Here is a 15,881-nt window from a genome sequence, read left to right on the forward strand (position 1 = left end):
TCCTAACTCCTAACTCTTAAATGATCTATCAAAGCTTGTAAGCCCAATAAGTAACTTTGAACGCCAAAACCACTTATTTGCCCGATCGCAACTGGGGCGATATATGAATGATGGCGAAATTCTTCCCGACGGTAAATATTACTCAGATGTACTTCCACTGTGGGCAAGTTAACAGCAGCGATCGCATCTCGTAATGCCACACTTGTGTGGGTATACGCTCCTGCATTAATCAGAATTCCCTGATGCTGCCCTAACGCGCCATGAATAGTATCTACCAAAATTCCTTCATGATTTGACTGCAAAGGAAAAACTTTCGCCTGTAATTTGAATGCTTCTTCTTCTAACAGGCGGTTAATTTCAGCTAGTGTCAACGAACCATAAATTCCTGGTTCTCGCTGTCCTAGCAAATTTAAGTTTGGCCCATGCAGTGCCAGAATACTTAAGGGTTGCAACGTTGAATTTACCACTTTGGGATTAGTGGCGACGGCGCGAGCGATCATTCACAGGAATCGGAATCAGTTCCGGTTCCGGTTCAGCCTCTGGCCCTAATAGGCTTTCGATTAGCCTACGAGCTAATTCCTTAAGCTTTTCCAGCACCTTTTCTATATAGTCCATGAACTGATCGCTCCTGAGATACTACCTCAATTTTTGATTAACAGGTACGCAGAAAATGACATATTTTCGCACCTCTGGCTTCCAATCGGGCTGATACACAATCCCGCATTTGGGACATAAGCCACTTCTAAAATTTAGCGTTGTGTTTTCCCTTACTTTTTAGAGTATCACACTTGAACCTACTGAACTGTATCCTATCAAGGATGGATATCAAGGGTCAAGAGTTAAAAATCGGACTTTAGATAGACTATTGAGTAAGAATTTTAGATTTTAGATTTAGATAATTTTAGGGTTCATACCTCGTCCATTATGGGCGAAATAAATCTAAAAGACGCTCCTTATCCCAAGGGGAGACGCTTACGCGAACGTCGCTAACGCTACGCTAGCGTAAATCTAAAATCCAAAATTAGCTGACTTGTCACTAGCCTTCTGTGCCCTTTTTCTTTGCAGCGGTTGTTGATGATTTAGCAGTTGACTTAGATTTGGAACTCGTTGATTTACTCGTTTTGCGAGTCGATTTTCCGGTCGATGCCTTAGCTGCCAACAAGTTCAGCGCCGCCGCCAGGGTTACATCTTCTACCGTTTGACCTTCTGGGATACTTACATTAGTTTTGCCATGCTTGATGTAAGGGCCATAAGGACCATCGTAGATGTTAATTGTTTCCCCGTCCTCTGGATGCGTACCCAATTCGCGCAAGGCTGCTTTGGACTTGCTGTTAGTGGAACTGCGTCCCTTTTTTGGTTCGGATAACAATTCCAACGCACGTTCTAAGCTAATTGTCAACACATTGTCAGCAGCTTTCAGAGAGCGGTAGTCTTTCCCCTCCTTACCCTGGTCATGAACCACATAAGGACCAAAGCGTCCCAAACTTGCTTGGATTTTGCCGCCAGTAACTGGATGAACTCCTAATGTCCGGGGTAGTGCCAACAGACCAACAGCCATTTCCAGGGTCACGGTTTCTGGGGTGACACCTTTGAGTAGGGAGGCTTGTTTCGGTTTGGGGTTTTCGTCGGTTTTGTCACCCAATTGGACATAAGGCCCGTAAGCACCAATTTTTACATAAATTGGTTCGCCAGTTTCGGGATGGCGGCCTACCTGGTCAGGACCTGTGATTTTTTGCCGCAGCAATACTTCTACCTGTTTGGGGTCGAGGTCAGCTGGCGTTAGGTCTTTGGGAATTGAAGCGGTGATAACTCCTTCACCATTTTCGACTTCAATATAAGGGCCATATTTACCAATGCGGACTTTGGCATCTAAATTTTCCAGTTCTACAGTCCTAGCTTTGGTAGCATCAATTTGACTTTCCTGCTCTTTTACCAGCGTTTCCAGTCCTTTATCTCCCAGATAGAATTTCTGCAAGTAGGGCAGCCATTTCGCTTCACCTGTGGCAATGTCATCAAGGGTTTGCTCCATCTTCGAGGTAAAACTAGGATCAACGATGTCCGGGAAATGTTTTTCCAGCAAGTCGGTGACCGCGAAAGCGGTGAAGGTGGGAATGAGAGCGTTAGTCACCAAATGAGCATAACCCTTGTCGATGATCGTGCCAATGATGCTGGCGTAGGTACTGGGACGACCAATACCTTCGCTTTCTAAGGTTTTCACCAAAGAAGCTTCGGTGTATCTAGCTGGCGGTTGGGTTTCGTGCCCAACTGCTTCCAGTTCTGTACAATTTGGATGATCTCCCACTTTCAGGTTCGGCAAAATTACTTCCTGGTCTTCCAGTGCTGCTTCTGGGTCGTCTGACCCTTCAACGTATGCACGTAAGTATCCTGGAAATTCAATCCGTTTGCCAGAAGAACGAAATCCAGCATCCTCCACTTGCAATTGCACGGTAATTTGAGTTTGGCGGGAATCAGCCATTTGACAAGCGACAGTCCGCTTCCAAATTAAATCATAAACGGCAAGTTCCCGACCACCCAAACCAGTTTCTTGGGGGGTGCGGAAGCTGCTACCTGCTGGACGAATTGCTTCGTGCGCCTCTTGTGCGCCTTTGGATTTGGTGGTGTATTGCCGGGGTTGGGGACTGAGGTATTGTTGACCGTAAAGCTTTTCTACACAACTCCGAGCAGCTGCGATCGCTTGATCTGACAAATGCACCGAATCTGTCCGCATATAGGTAATATACCCCTGCTCGTACAAATTCTGGGCAACCCGCATCGTGTCACGGGCTGAGAGGCGCAGTTTCCGGTTAGATTCTTGTTGCAACGTCGAGGTGGTGAACGGTGGCGACGGTTTGCGCGTCACTGGGCCTTCCTCGATGTCGTTAACACTCCAGGTTTTACCAGTTAGGCGTTCTTTGAGCGCTACCGCTTGTTCTTCGTTGAGCAGCAAGACATTACGACCTGCGGTAATTTGTCCAGTCGTGGCGTCAAAATCACTGCCGTTAGCGATTTTGGTTCCTGCCAATGTTACCAATTGGGCACCAAAGGGGGTTTTTTCCTTGGACAAACTAGCTTTCAAATCCCAGTACGTACCCTCATGGAAGGCGCGGCGTTGGCGTTCCCTAGTGACTAAAAGCCGCACAGCTACAGATTGCACTCGCCCAGCAGATAATCCCCAGGCGATTTTTTTCCATAGCAAGGGAGACAGGGTATAGCCGACTAGCCGATCTAAAATCCGCCGGGTTTCTTGGGCGCGAACCAACTGCTCATCGATATTGCGGCAGTTTTTCAGAGCTTTTTTAATCGCCTCTTGGGTAATTTCGTGAAATACCATCCGCTTAGTCGGAACTTTCGGCTTCAGCAATTGGTATAAATGCCAACTAATGCTTTCACCTTCCCGGTCTTCGTCCGTTGCCAGAATCAGTTCATCTACATCCTTGAGGGCATCTTTGAGCTGGGTAACAATTTTCTTTTTGTCTTTCGGGACAACATATACCGGTTCAAAGTCGGCGTCCACATTTACCCCTAGCTGCGCCCATGTTTCCCCCTTGACGGCAGCGGGAATTTCACTAGCCGACTGGGGTAGGTCACGCACATGACCCATAGACGCCTCCACCCGATAGCCTGATGGCAGGTAGTTGCGAATGGTACGAGCTTTGGTTGGAGATTCGACGATGACGAGGGTTGACATGGAAATTTCAATAAAAAGAAGAGCTACTAAGCTAAACAGTCAAATTGAAGTAACTTTTGCAAATTGTCAAGATAAATGGTCACGCTTAGGGCGGTGATTTAATCCTCACATAAACTGCCTGCTTGGGAGAAAATCCGCTGAACTTAATGCCCAGTCTGTCCCAGAGGATAAATGAGGGTACGCTGGGTCTGAATTTCCAGCTATTTCAATCTTTAACTTATCTAACGCATAATTGGCGACTACAGTTTTCAAAATATTCTTTAATTGGGGAATTGGGCATGGGGCATGGGGCATGGAGAGTGGGGAGCAGGGGAGCGGGGGAGCAGAGGAGAAGTAAGTTGCAGTAAGTTTTTCCCCTCTGCCCCCTTCCCCCTGCCCCTCTGCCTCTTCTCCATGCCCCACTCTAATAGAGCTTGTGCCAAAATTAAATCAAACTTGAGAGCAAAAGCGAAGTGGGGTTTGTACCCATGTCAGGAAAGCAAAACTATGCGACCAATTCGTCAGGGTGATGTGATCTTACTACCTGTGCAGCAGATTGAAGGACAAAAAATACCTGATTTAACTTTGGCAGAAGGCGAAGTTACGGGTCATAAACATCGTATTACTGAGGGCAAGGCGGAATTATCTGAAAAAGATGGCACAATTTATTTACGTGTTTTTTCAGAGTCGGCATTGCTAGCTCATGAGGAGCATAAAGCTATTTCTATTCCCCAAGGTGACTGGATGGTGAAAATTCAGCGAGAATATCAGCCTGAAGGTTGGCGTTATGTCGCTGATTGAAAAGTTAACGCCTGAGCAAGAGGCTTTGATTCCAGTTTATCGGGACAAGTGGAGAGCGATCGCGCTTTCAACTGAGCGGATTGATAGAGAGAAAGCGGCGGAAGCTGTAAAAACTGCTTATGCTATTATTAGTGAGCCAGAGCCTACAATAATTTTCTGTGATAGTCCTTATGCATCTCTTTGCCTCGATATTGATCTTCAACTAAAATCCAAAAATGAAAAACTTTATCTTGATATAGAGTGCCTACTATTCGCTCAGTTAGCAGAACAATTAGGTTACGACATTTTATATGTATTAGATCAAAGATTAAATATTCATAGAATTAATCAAATAGAATTTGAGTTGGGAGTCTTACTAGAGAGAGAATTTCAAATAAATCCCTTAAAGTTTTTTGAAGATGGTAGCGTCAGATTAGACTGTTTGCTACGTCCATATAGTCTTTTTGAGTATTGTATTTATGTATTAAAATGCGATTATAATCAAGAAATATGGAAAATTTTACAAAATATATACAAGCATTGTGGTCGTATTTTTGCTTGTGATAATGTTTGTATGATATGCGATCGCCCCACAAAATTATCTTTTGACAATCAAAATCGCCTCCACGCTGAAGGCGAACCCGCCATTGAATTTACCGATGGATATAGCGTCTACTCCTACCACGGCGTAACCTTGCCTGAAAAATACGGTAAAATCCACCCTCAGCAATGGCAATCTCAATGGCTTTTAACAGAAGAAAACGCCGAACTACGCCGAGTGTTAATTCAGGGTATTGGTTACGCCAGAATTTGCCAAGAACTACAAGCTATTGAATTAGATAATTGGCAAGAATATACACTATTAAAAATTGATAACAATGTAGATATCGAGCCGATTTATTTATTAAAAATGACTTGCCCTAGCACAAGCTTTATTCATGCCTTGCGAGTTCCACCAAGTATGAACTCAGCGCGTGAAGCGATTAGCTGGGTTAATTGGGAAATAGATCCAGAAGAATTTGGTGTGCAAACTTAATTGCTTAAGAGACTTTCTCCATTTATAACGGGTTAATAACTACCCAATTTCTTAATAAAATCTCCATGTTCAGCAGACTGCAAGCCTGCTTGTAAAACCTTCAACACACCCTGCATATTACCTGCTAATAACTCCGTCGCCGCTAACCACAACCCTGGAAATACCCGACTTCGCAAAATGCCTTCATTGTCAGGTACTAATTCCAGATATTCACCCTGTTCAAGAGAAAACCAAGTCAATTTTTGGTCTAAAACTTGCCAAACAATATATTCTTTGACACCATTGCGACGATAAGCCTGTTTTTTGCCATGAAGATCAATAGCCGCACTACTAGCAGCAATTTCCACGACTAACTCTGGCGCACCTTCAATATAATCATCTTCACTCAGCCGCGTTTGACCACCTGCTTCCGGTTCAATCAACAGAACAGCATCGGGTTGAGGTTCGTTATCTAAGTCTAAACGGACGGTAGGTTCAACTCCCAACGCTACACCAGAAGTCGCAGCTTCGTAAGTACCAAGCCATGCCAAAATCCAACCATGCGGTTGACCGTGACTTCGGAAACGCAGAGCAGCAGGCATGATATAGACAATCCCTTCGGTTAACTCAGCTTTTTTCAGGTTAGGGGTGGCATTATAGCGACGCTCAAATTCATAGCGGGTGAGTTTGTCGCCATTTTCCAAAGGAGGAATTGTCCAAAGCTGGGAGGGTGTCTTCACCATAATTGTTGTACTGAAAATGAGCTTGTGTACATCCTAGCGAATTAAGTAAAAACGCAATTGACTAGGGAATGAGAGATTAATCAACAAATTTACTTGAATATTAAGATTTTTTTACAAAATCACCAGCAATATTGTTTAAATTGATAGCTGCATCCCAAGCAGTAAATAGGTTTCAGCTATATCACCTCCCCTAAAACCCGCAACAAACCTTATTTTTTTTCAGCCAGCAGGTTTGAGAAAATCAGAAACGATTTAATAATCAAGCACTTATAAGTAAATGGGCTGAATTAAAGATAATACCTCTCTCCAAACCTCTCCCCTTCCCTGCTAAGGGCACGCTGGGCGATGCCTACGGCGGTAAACTACGCACCGAAGGGGTTGATGGTAAGCTCTATCTTATATTTTTTACGCCCACTTACTTAGTTATTTGAGTTTAAAAGGGAGACACAAACATGAAATTGGCTTACTGGATGTATGCTGGCCCAGCCCACATCGGCACTCTGCGAATCGCTAGTTCTTTTAAAAATGTTCATGCGATCATGCACGCCCCCATTGGCGATGACTACTTTAACGTCATGCGCTCTATGCTATCGCGGGAGAGGGATTTTACTCCGGTGACAACCAGTGTCGTCGATCGCAACGTTCTAGCACGCGGCTCCCAAGAGAAGGTGGTAGATAACATCGTCCGCAAGGATGCCGAGGAACACCCAGATTTGATTGTGTTAACTCCCACCTGCACCTCTAGCATTTTGCAAGAGGATTTGCACAACTTTGTCGAACGGGCGCAGTTGGAAGCAAAAGGAGATGTCATGCTGGCGGATGTGAACCACTACCGCTACAACGAACTGCAAGCTGCCGATCGCACTCTCGATCAAATTGTCCAATACTACATTGAAAAAGCCCGGAAGCGCGGCGAATTGGCTGAGGGCAAAACAGCAAAGCCCTCGGTTAACATTATCGGTACTACTACCCTCGGTTTCCACAACAATCACGACTGCACCGAACTCAAACGGCTGATGGCTGACTTGGGAATTGAGGTAAATACCTTAATTCCCGAAGGTGCTTCGGTGAACGACTTGAAAAAGATGTCCAAAGCCTGGTTTAACTTAGTGCCTTACCGTGAACTCGGTTTGACCACAGCTCGTTACCTAAAAGAACAATTTGGCACACCTTATATAGACATTACTCCAATGGGTGTAGTGGAAACTGCCCGTTGTATTCGCAAGATTCAGCAGGTAATTAATGCTCAAGGTGCAGAAGTTGACTACGAAGACTTCATCAATGAGCAAACCCTCCATGTCTCTCAGGCTGCTTGGTTCTCCCGCTCGATTGACTGTCAAAACTTGACTGGCAAAAAAGCTGTGGTGTTTGGTGATAATACCCATGCTGCTGCCATTACCAAGATTCTGGCGCGAGAAATGGGGATTCATGTTGTTTGGGCTGGAACCTACTGTAAATATGATGCAGATTGGTTCCGCGAACAGGTTAGCGAGTATTGTGATGAAGTGCTAATTTCCGAAGATCATGGTGCAATTGGAGATGCGATCGCTCGTGTCGAACCCTCTGCCATTTTTGGCACTCAAATGGAACGCCACGTTGGTAAGCGCTTGGATATTCCTTGTGGCGTAATTGCTGCACCCATCCACGTCCAAAACTTCCCCATTGGTTACAAACCATTTATGGGTTACGAAGGCACGAATCAGATTACAGATTTGATCTACAATTCCTTCACTTTGGGAATGGAAGATCACCTATTAGAAATCTTCGGTGGTCATGATACCAAAGAAGTTATTACTAGAGGAATTTCTGCTGATTCTGATTTGAATTGGACAAAAGATGGTCAAGCAGAATTGAATAAGATTCCGGGATTTGTTCGCGGAAAAGTGAAGCGTAATACTGAGAAATTCGCGCGCGATCGCGGTTTCAAAGAAATCAATGCTGAGGTCTTATACGCCGCGAAGGAAGCTGTCGGGGCTTAATGATAATTTAGTTATCAGCTATAAAACTGATAGCTAGAATTCCATAGAAGAGTGTTTCTTTTAAAGAACACTCTTCTGCTTATTATGAAATAAATTTTTTTGCACAAACTAATTTATTAAAAATGGTGTATTTATGAACAACAATCAATTATCCAGCAGATTTAACGAAAATAGACTGTATACCAGATTAGTTACTACACTCAAGATACTTCAGTTTGTCGGCTTTTTTATTGTAGTCATTTTTTTTATTGTAATATTTTCAATATTTGGTCGAGCTTTAAGTTTTGGTGGAACTAATATATTTATTCTCTTACCTTTAATTTATGTGATTATTCCCTGTATTATTATATATATTCTTACAGCAGCTTTAATAGCAATCATTGACCTTTTAAGCCGCATAGAACGGAATACAAGGTCTGAATAATAACTGAGGAAAATCATACATTGAAAGGGTTTTGTTGAGGAAAACGTGCTGTTACAATGTCCCCAAACTGTAAAGAACGAACAGAAGATAAATCTATTGGAGCATCAAGAAATTTGCCTGCGATCGCGGTTTCAAGGAAATTAATGCTGAGGTATTGTACGCCGCCAAGGAAGCTGTCGGAGCTTAGTTTAGAGTTTAATTGAGAAGATTGAGGGGTGAGGAGTTATGTATATTCTTTACCCCCATTTTTTTGCTTTAGTGGTAAAAATTAAATTATGAGATATCATAGATTTAATATTAATTTTTATATATTATTTCTTTCAATAACTATTTAAAATAACTAAATTAAATATGATCGATGACAAAGCGGCATTGTTTGCGGCACTGTGTCAGGCTGGTATTAAGCACAGTCCAGAAAAGGTTGTGCAGATTACCAAGCAAGCTGATGGCAAAATCGTATTTTTAGAAGAGGGCAAAGCTGGTAGAAGAGGAAGGGGACTAGCACACATCTTAGAGAAACATCAAGAGGACTTTGCCAGACGTGGAATCTCTCAAAATGAAATCCCGGATGCTGTTATGGCTGCTGTAACAAGAGGAAAGTTTCTGGGTTATCAACGAACAATAGAACCTCGCCGGGAAATCTATGAAGTAATTTTTAATGGACAAACACAATACATAGCAGTGACGATAGGCGATAATGGTTATATAGTCGGAGCTAATCCCGCCTCGTTACCATAATTTCACCTGAATAGCTATGGCAGTAAAGATAAAACTAATGGCTGATTATGGGTGCGATCCTTTATGGTGGGCAGATGCTGATAAAGTTGGTAATATCGATCCAGCAAGACTGCCCCTCAGTCAAGAAACCATTAGCCATTTGAGAAAATGGGCATCTGCTTACAATGAAACATTAAATTGGCAAGATCCTGCTAATTCACCAGATTTGAGTGCAGAAGCTGAAGCGGCTTTTGAAGAACAAGGAATTAGTCTATGGAAGCAACTGCAAACAGAACTCGCGCCTAATTATCAAGTTGTTTATTTCAGTGAGCCATTAGGCAAGGTTTTAACTCATCCTAGTGAATTAGAAGTTTTACGTCCTATTCAGCAACGAGCTAGTACAGCACCTAGAAAATTAATTGCGATCGGGGCATTAAAAAGATATACCAAACTGAGGTCTTATACGCCGAGAAGAAAGCTATCAGGACATAGTTTCAGGGCTTAACAATATCCAGCAGTCAGCCCTCTAAGTTGACTGCTGAATTATTATGTGAGTAGAGTCAGTAAACTACCTGGTCTTTTTATTTAGTGTTTTGATTAGTTCTAGATACTTAGAAGTTTGAAGCACTTATCAATACTGATTTTAGCTAAGACACAATTCTCAAACTAGTCAAGCTATTATGTTCTGTAAAGCCTACAGCATTAGGAAATCTCCCACCATGTCCAACCAGACTAACTTAACTGATGCTTGTAACAACTTAGCTGAACTCTGCGCTCAAGTAGTTGAAGATAGAGAAGTGGTAATTATTAACCGACAAGAAGGCGAAAGCGTCGCTCTAATTGCTGTTGATGAACTAGATAGTTTACTAGAAACATCCCATTTACTTCGTTCACCTAAAAATGCAGTTTGTCTGTTAACTGCTTTGGAAAGAGCAAAAGCTAGAACTTTAAAACCTCAAAATATTAACGAATTACGTCAGGAGTTGGGTATTGACAAAGAAGAAGAAAGATGAAACCCAACCCCAAGAAAATAAAGTTCGAGATGCTGTATTTCATCCAGAATTTCGGGAAGACCTCGCTTATTGGGTAGAGACAAACCGCAAAACTGCGCTTCGCGCTTTTGACTTAATTGAATCAATTATGCGAGATCCTTTTACAGGTATTGGTAAACCTGAACCATTGAAATACTTAGATTCAGATGCTTGGTCGCAGCGACTCACTCAAGAACACCGGATTGTTTATCTAGTAAGTGATGACCGAATTGATTTTCTTCAAGCTCGATATCATTACTGAAATAGCCAGTACCAGTAACGTGACTTTACAGCTAATTTTAGTTATTTTCTTACATTGCTTAAAGAGTAATGCCTACGGCAGACTGCGCCTACGCACTTCTATACTATTACAAAAACTTAGTGCGATCGCTTGTATTTTTCTCGCAATTGCGGCAAGTAATCATAACCGTCCACACCAATAAATTTAATAATGTTAGTTAGGTTTTGTAACAAGACTGAAAAGCTTCTTGCTTTTCAATCTGTGAGAATTTGTTGCACAGCTGCGGTAACTGGGACTTAATTTCGTTTTTGTTTTTGGATTTGTTTCCATTCCCCTTGAATACTTTCTAATGCCTTCAAGGTGCGATTTAAACGAGCTTTCTTTAACTCAGGAGTTTCTTTTTGGAATAAACTCGGAGAATTTATTACTTTATGTAGTTCAGATTGGGTGGAATGCAAGCGATCGCTCAAACAGCGTTCAAAGACTTCACCATTATCACTGCTCACATTTTCTACTAATTGGCTATATATATACTCTTTAGAACTGATTTGATCGTTGAGGGCAGTATTAACAATTTCCTCGATTAACTTGTGGTAGTAGTCAGATAAGGAATTAGATAGTGCGGCTGGCGTAGGTTCTGTTGCTAGATTATTTGTTTCAGAAGTAGATGGATCGGATATTTCTTCTTTAGTTGGCGTTACGAAAGTTTCATCAGAACTAGGAGATTCTTCTTTAGTTGGTGTTGGTAAAGTTTTCTGAGAATTTGTAGGTGAAGTATTTGCTTTGGAATTAGATAAGTAATAATCTGCTAAAGAGCCGCAGAGAAACTCTTCACGAAACCGGTTTATTTTGGCAAGTGACTGGATTTTGTGGTAACGACGTTTCTGATACCATAAACCAGAAATTAGTAAGCCTCCTATGACTCCTATGCCAACTCCTACCATAGCGACCTTGGCATCTTCTAAAGCTTGATTTTGTTGCCCAGATTCGACAGTCGGATTGGAAGATGCACTTTGAGCAATAGCATAGTCACTCGCTGAATTTAGCTGCACGCTAGTGGCGATCGCCGCAGCCGACAGTATCAATCTAAATATTAACTTTGATTTCCACATAATTTTACAGTTTAAAAATATGTTGTCTATTTCTGGAGACCAACCGCCTCCCCAAAGAGTGAATAGTTAAGAATCAAACTAACTAAATCCCTCTTTTCCCAAGGAAGTTCCACTCCACTCATATAGAAAATAAACTTTCTCAACAGTAGTTTCCGGAAGATGTTCTTATTTTTTAACATTATTTGTGTGTCTAGGAATCTTGACAAAGCCATAGATTAATACCATTTCTCAAAGTATGTGTGTGAAGTATTTCTTAAAATGGTTATGATTTATAGCGATCGCATAATCAAGCAGCATTGAGTTCAGTAGGCAATAGTCGAGGATGTGCGATCGGTTTTACGTCAAGGTATCTGTACTAGCTGCGATCGCAAAGAAAAATTAACACTCAAGGCGATCTCAAACCTGTGTTAGCAAACCTTTGGAGCGAGGTAAAAGGGTTCTGTAGAGTAAGCGTTTTTGTCTTTCTTCATTCAGAGGCGTGACAGCTGGATACTCAGTGGAAAATCTTTGCTGAAGTATATAAAGATATTACCTCATAACGATGTCATGCGATCGCATTCCTTAACGCAGAAATTTACTGATAAATAAAAATTAAAAGCGAACAAATATCACAATACAAAATTATTACTTCGGGGATCTAATAGGCAGAATAACCCACTATAGCTCTAACCGATGTGTCTACAACAACGAAGTAAAAAAAGCATCACAAAAGCTTCGCAATATTGCGTATTAAAAAAAAGCAGATGCATGTTACTGTTTTAATCTCATTGTCTTCCCTTCGGGCCTTTCCCTATGCATCTGCACTATTTACACCCCCAACACCTTGAAGAATTAGTCAAGAGTAGTGGTATAGACTTACACTTAGTGCATCTCAATTTTAGGTCGCTCCAAGGTGTAACAGCTTATGAGTACCTGTTGATTTCGGAGCTACTCCCCCGCACCAATACCGGAATGGTGAAAAGTAGTTGGTTGCAGCGTTATGCTCACATCACAGAAGGTGGTTGGTGGTGTTCGGGACTAGACCCTTTGAATAATTGGCAAATGATGGAATGGGGATGTTTTAAGCCAAACCAACCCCGACAAAATCATAATGGCAAATCCATCAAGTACGAGCATCCCCCAAGTACACCAACGCGAGTGTTTTGTTTGCGGGTAACATTACAAGTATGGCAGCAAGTCGCTGGGCGTTACAATCTGGTCATGCCTGATAATATCATCATTACTCCTGATGGTGAGGCTGGAGGCTTTTGGCAATGGGTGATGCAACACAACATTCCCCTTGTCATCTGCGAGGGTGTAAAAAAAGCAGCCACGTTGTTGACGCAAGGATATGTAGCTATTGCCATTCCCGGAATTACCAGTGGTTATCGGGTTGTGAAAGATGAATTTGGTAAAGTTACCCGTCGTCAGCTAATTCCTGATTTAGCCGCGTTTGCAATTACAAAGCGCAGCTTTTACATTTGCTTTGATTTTGAAACTCAACCCAAGACAATTGCTGCTGTAAATAATGCTATTTCTCAACTTGGTTGTTTATTCCAGCAAAAAAATTGCCCTGTAAAAGTCATCGAACTTCCAGGAATAGAAAAAGGGGTTGATGAGTTTATTGTTGCTAAGGGTGCAAGTAGTTTCGAGAAAGTGTATCGCCAAAGTGTTGATTTAGAAATTTATCTGGCTCAAACTAAACCCCACACTGAGTTAAGTATTCCTGCTGCACTTACTTTCAACCGTCCTTATATAGGTGAAATACCTTTCCCTACCTCTGGATTAGTAGGAGTAAAGTCAGCAAAAGGAACGGGGAAAACGACAGCACTACAAGGCGTCGTTCAACAAGCAAAAAGTATAAACCAACCCGTTTTATTAATTACTCACAGAATCCTACTTGGACGATTCTTGTGTGAAAAAATTGGTATTCAATGGGGAACACATAAAGAAGATGGAGAAAAAAGGATTGATAAAACACTTACTCCTGCTCCTCCCATCCAGCGCTCTCTATTTCCTCAGCAATCCCTCGGATTGTGTGTTGATTCGATTTGGAAACTTAACCCAGAACATTGGCGGGGAGCAATAGTAATTTTAGATGAAGTAGAGCAATCTTTATGGCATCTGTTAAACAGTAATACTTGTAAGTACAAGCGGGTAAAAATATTAAAACTGTTCCAGCAACTAATTGCGACAGTTTTAACAAGTGGAGGGTTAGTAATTGCTCAAGATGCTGATTTGTCAGATGTTTCACTTGAATATTTGCAGGGATTGGCAGGAATTAAATTAACACCTTGGGTAGTTCTCAACCAGTGGAAACCTCAGCATGGTTGGGATGTGACTTTTTATGATTCACCAAACCCAACACCGCTAATTCACCAACTGGAATTAGATTTACTTGCTGGACGTAAATGTTATGTTACTACTGATAGTCGGGCTGGGCGTTATAGTTGTGAAACAATTGAACGTTATTTGAAAGAACGGCTACAAAAATTACGGCGACAATTTCCTAAAACTCTGGTAGTTAGTAGTCACACTACAAACACGCCTGGTCATGCAGCAGTTGATTTTATCGCAGCGATTAATCAAAAAATATCTGAATATGACGGCGTTTTTGTTACTCCTAGTCTTGGTACGGGAATTAGTATTGATGTCCAACATTTCGACCGAGTTTATGGCATTTTTCAAGGGGTAATTCCTGACTCGGAAGCAAGACAAGCTTTAGCAAGAGTCAGGGATGATGTACCGCGTGTTGTCTGGTGTGCTAAACGAGGTATTGGTCTAATTGGTAGTGGAAGTACAAATTATCGCTTGTTATCTGATTGGTATCAAGAAAATCAAAAAGAAAACTTAGCTTTGCTGAGTCCCCTACATAAAATAGATGTAGATTTACCCTTAGTTTATGATCCGATTCATTTGCGAAGTTGGGCAAAGTTATCTGCAAGGGTAAATGCTTCTATTCGCCTCTATAGGCAATCGATGCAAGATGGTTTAATTGCTGATGGGCATCAAATTCAGATGCGGAGTAATGCGGTTCACAATAATATTATTAGAGATTTACGTCTAGCCTTTTTGGCAACTGATGCTGATGATTTAATTACTCGCAGAAGATTAATTTTAGAAATTGTTAAGGTTCAAAAAGATTGGGCACAAAGTCGTCAAAAGGCTAAAGAAATTAAACGCAAAATTAAGGAGATTAAGCAGCAAAATCAACTATCAGTAGCAACTGCTGTAGCTAATGCTAAAGATATCGATTATATAGAATATGAGCAATTGTTAGTTAAGCATTCCATAACTGATGGAGAACGCAACCAAATTAACAAATATATTCTTAGACAAAGATATGGTGTAGAAATTACTCCTTGGCTGAAATTGCAGGATGACCAAGGATATTATCGTCAACTGTTAATTCACTATTATTTAACTCACGAAAGCGAGTATTTTCACGTCAGAGACGAGCAAGAATGGCATCAGCAATTGTCTTGGGGTGAAGGGAAAGTTTTTTTACCAGATTTAAAAACTTACACGCTAAAAGTTGAAGCTATGAGAGCTTTAGGAATGCTTCAGTTTCTCGAAGAAAAACGCGAATTTAATGAGAACGATCCAGATTTGATATTGTTAAAAAATATCGCTTTCCAACATAGTAAGCATATTAAAAGAGCGCTTGGTATTAATTTAATTGGAGAGAAAGAGCAGATTTTGGCAATAAAAATACTCAGCCGATTATTAAATTTGTTGGGTTTGAAGCTAAAGCGAGTAAATGATGTTTATCAAATTGATCTAGAAACGCTATATGATGGCAGGGAAAAAATATTTGCTGTTTGGCATCAACGAGATGAGTTGATGTTGGCTCATGTTAAGAGTATTGGTTATGAGTTTCCTGATTATTCTTCAGAGTGGAAATTTGAAATTACACAAACTAAGTCTGTAAAGGCAAACTATATGATGTCTATGCCTACTCTTCCGTTATCAAAGATATAGCAATCCTGAATTATTCTTGAGTATTACAAGCCGCAGATACCCGACTTTGTAAAAGTTGTCGGGAATCATTGGACTGTCAGTCTCTGCAATTAATCGGGTGAGCTTTGTGAGGAATGACCCAATATGGTTCAGATAAGGCTTTGGCAACAAACTGATAAACTTGGCAGTAAATTTCGATATCGCAACTAAGTAAATCGGTGAGAATAAATCAA

Annotated in this window: 14 protein-coding genes; 9 read left to right on the forward strand and 5 right to left on the reverse strand. The window is 41.4% G+C overall.

The features are described from left to right. Nucleotides 1-2: 2 nt before the first annotated feature. From aroQ to topA, 3 genes are all read right to left on the reverse strand, one after another. A complete protein-coding gene (gene aroQ / locus HWQ40_RS13185; RefSeq protein ID WP_292778377.1) occupies nt 3-500 on the reverse strand; it encodes a type II 3-dehydroquinate dehydratase in 498 nt (165 codons plus the stop codon). Next, nucleotides 475-615: a hypothetical protein gene (locus HWQ40_RS13190; protein WP_012410890.1), complete on the reverse strand. Its 141-nt coding sequence runs from the start codon at nt 613-615 to the stop codon at nt 475-477. Before HWQ40_RS13190 ends, aroQ begins: the two co-directional genes overlap by 26 nt. 421 nt (nt 616-1,036) lie before the next feature. Then, the gene (topA, locus tag HWQ40_RS13195) at nt 1,037-3,688 is read right to left on the reverse strand and encodes a type I DNA topoisomerase (RefSeq protein ID WP_292778379.1); all 2,652 of its coding nucleotides are present in this window, start codon (nt 3,686-3,688) and stop codon (nt 1,037-1,039) included. Nucleotides 3,689-4,174: 486 nt separating this feature from the next. On the opposite strand from topA, the gene HWQ40_RS13200 reads away from it, so the two are divergent. After that, nucleotides 4,175-4,468: a hypothetical protein gene (locus tag HWQ40_RS13200; protein WP_292778381.1), complete on the forward strand. Its 294-nt coding sequence runs from the start codon at nt 4,175-4,177 to the stop codon at nt 4,466-4,468. Further along, on the forward strand, nt 4,455-5,483 hold the full coding sequence (locus HWQ40_RS13205; RefSeq protein WP_292778383.1) for a DUF6745 domain-containing protein: 1,029 nt from the start codon (nt 4,455-4,457) through the stop codon (nt 5,481-5,483). Before HWQ40_RS13200 ends, HWQ40_RS13205 begins: the two co-directional genes overlap by 14 nt. Before the next feature lie 32 nt (nt 5,484-5,515). Here HWQ40_RS13205 and HWQ40_RS13210 read toward each other — a convergent pair whose 3' ends face one another. Next, on the reverse strand, nt 5,516-6,205 hold the full coding sequence (locus tag HWQ40_RS13210; protein WP_292778385.1) for a Uma2 family endonuclease: 690 nt from the start codon (nt 6,203-6,205) through the stop codon (nt 5,516-5,518). Nucleotides 6,206-6,657: 452 nt separating this feature from the next. Between HWQ40_RS13210 and bchB the strand changes: the two genes are divergently transcribed. The 6 genes from bchB (at nt 6,658) to HWQ40_RS13240 (ending at nt 10,799) form a co-directional block, all read left to right on the forward strand. Beyond that, nucleotides 6,658-8,184, forward strand: a complete 1,527-nt coding sequence (gene bchB, locus HWQ40_RS13215) for a ferredoxin:protochlorophyllide reductase (ATP-dependent) subunit B (RefSeq protein ID WP_292778387.1) — start codon at nt 6,658-6,660, stop codon at nt 8,182-8,184. 775 nt (nt 8,185-8,959) lie between these two features. Then, nucleotides 8,960-9,346: a hypothetical protein gene (locus HWQ40_RS13220; RefSeq protein WP_292778389.1), complete on the forward strand. Its 387-nt coding sequence runs from the start codon at nt 8,960-8,962 to the stop codon at nt 9,344-9,346. Nucleotides 9,347-9,362: 16 nt separating this feature from the next. Further along, complete coding sequence (locus HWQ40_RS13225) at nt 9,363-9,830, forward strand: hypothetical protein (protein WP_292778391.1); 468 nt, start codon at nt 9,363-9,365, stop codon at nt 9,828-9,830. 214 nt (nt 9,831-10,044) lie between these two features. Beyond that, nucleotides 10,045-10,338: a type II toxin-antitoxin system Phd/YefM family antitoxin gene (locus HWQ40_RS13230; RefSeq protein ID WP_292778393.1), complete on the forward strand. Its 294-nt coding sequence runs from the start codon at nt 10,045-10,047 to the stop codon at nt 10,336-10,338. Beyond that, the gene (locus HWQ40_RS13235) at nt 10,316-10,618 is read left to right on the forward strand and encodes a Txe/YoeB family addiction module toxin (protein ID WP_292778395.1); all 303 of its coding nucleotides are present in this window, start codon (nt 10,316-10,318) and stop codon (nt 10,616-10,618) included. Before HWQ40_RS13230 ends, HWQ40_RS13235 begins: the two co-directional genes overlap by 23 nt. Before the next feature lie 19 nt (nt 10,619-10,637). After that, entirely contained in the window at nt 10,638-10,799 is a 162-nt protein-coding gene (locus HWQ40_RS13240; protein ID WP_292778397.1) for a hypothetical protein, read from the forward strand. A 94-nt stretch (nt 10,800-10,893) separates the two neighbouring features. Here the strand turns inward: HWQ40_RS13240 and HWQ40_RS13245 are convergent, their stop codons facing one another. Next, on the reverse strand, nt 10,894-11,709 hold the full coding sequence (locus HWQ40_RS13245; RefSeq protein WP_292778399.1) for a hypothetical protein: 816 nt from the start codon (nt 11,707-11,709) through the stop codon (nt 10,894-10,896). A gap of 792 nt (nt 11,710-12,501) precedes the next feature. Here HWQ40_RS13245 and HWQ40_RS13250 point away from each other — a divergent pair. Continuing rightward, complete coding sequence (locus HWQ40_RS13250) at nt 12,502-15,669, forward strand: plasmid replication protein, CyRepA1 family (RefSeq protein ID WP_292778401.1); 3,168 nt, start codon at nt 12,502-12,504, stop codon at nt 15,667-15,669. The last annotated feature ends 212 nt before the right edge of the window (nt 15,670-15,881 follow it).

The sequence above is a fragment of the Nostoc sp. NMS9 genome (genome assembly GCF_017114995.1).
Taxonomy (GTDB): Bacteria; Cyanobacteriota; Cyanobacteriia; order Cyanobacteriales; family Nostocaceae; genus Nostoc.

What these genes read in the sequence shown, in the direction of transcription:
- HWQ40_RS13190 (WP_012410890.1), bottom strand. Translation starts at nt 615, where the DNA reads ATGGACTATATAGAAAAGGTGCTGGAAAAGCTTAAGGAATTAGCTCGT.
- HWQ40_RS13245 (WP_292778399.1), bottom strand. Translation starts at nt 11,709, where the DNA reads ATGTGGAAATCAAAGTTAATATTTAGATTGATACTGTCGGCTGCGGCG.
- HWQ40_RS13225 (WP_292778391.1), top strand. Translation starts at nt 9,363, where the DNA reads ATGGCAGTAAAGATAAAACTAATGGCTGATTATGGGTGCGATCCTTTA.
- HWQ40_RS13230 (WP_292778393.1), top strand. Translation starts at nt 10,045, where the DNA reads ATGTCCAACCAGACTAACTTAACTGATGCTTGTAACAACTTAGCTGAA.
- HWQ40_RS13250 (WP_292778401.1), top strand. Translation starts at nt 12,502, where the DNA reads ATGCATCTGCACTATTTACACCCCCAACACCTTGAAGAATTAGTCAAG.
- bchB (WP_292778387.1), top strand. Translation starts at nt 6,658, where the DNA reads ATGAAATTGGCTTACTGGATGTATGCTGGCCCAGCCCACATCGGCACT.
- aroQ (WP_292778377.1), bottom strand. Translation starts at nt 500, where the DNA reads ATGATCGCTCGCGCCGTCGCCACTAATCCCAAAGTGGTAAATTCAACG.
- HWQ40_RS13220 (WP_292778389.1), top strand. Translation starts at nt 8,960, where the DNA reads ATGATCGATGACAAAGCGGCATTGTTTGCGGCACTGTGTCAGGCTGGT.
- topA (WP_292778379.1), bottom strand. Translation starts at nt 3,688, where the DNA reads ATGTCAACCCTCGTCATCGTCGAATCTCCAACCAAAGCTCGTACCATT.
- HWQ40_RS13210 (WP_292778385.1), bottom strand. Translation starts at nt 6,205, where the DNA reads ATGGTGAAGACACCCTCCCAGCTTTGGACAATTCCTCCTTTGGAAAAT.
- HWQ40_RS13200 (WP_292778381.1), top strand. Translation starts at nt 4,175, where the DNA reads ATGCGACCAATTCGTCAGGGTGATGTGATCTTACTACCTGTGCAGCAG.
- HWQ40_RS13205 (WP_292778383.1), top strand. Translation starts at nt 4,455, where the DNA reads ATGTCGCTGATTGAAAAGTTAACGCCTGAGCAAGAGGCTTTGATTCCA.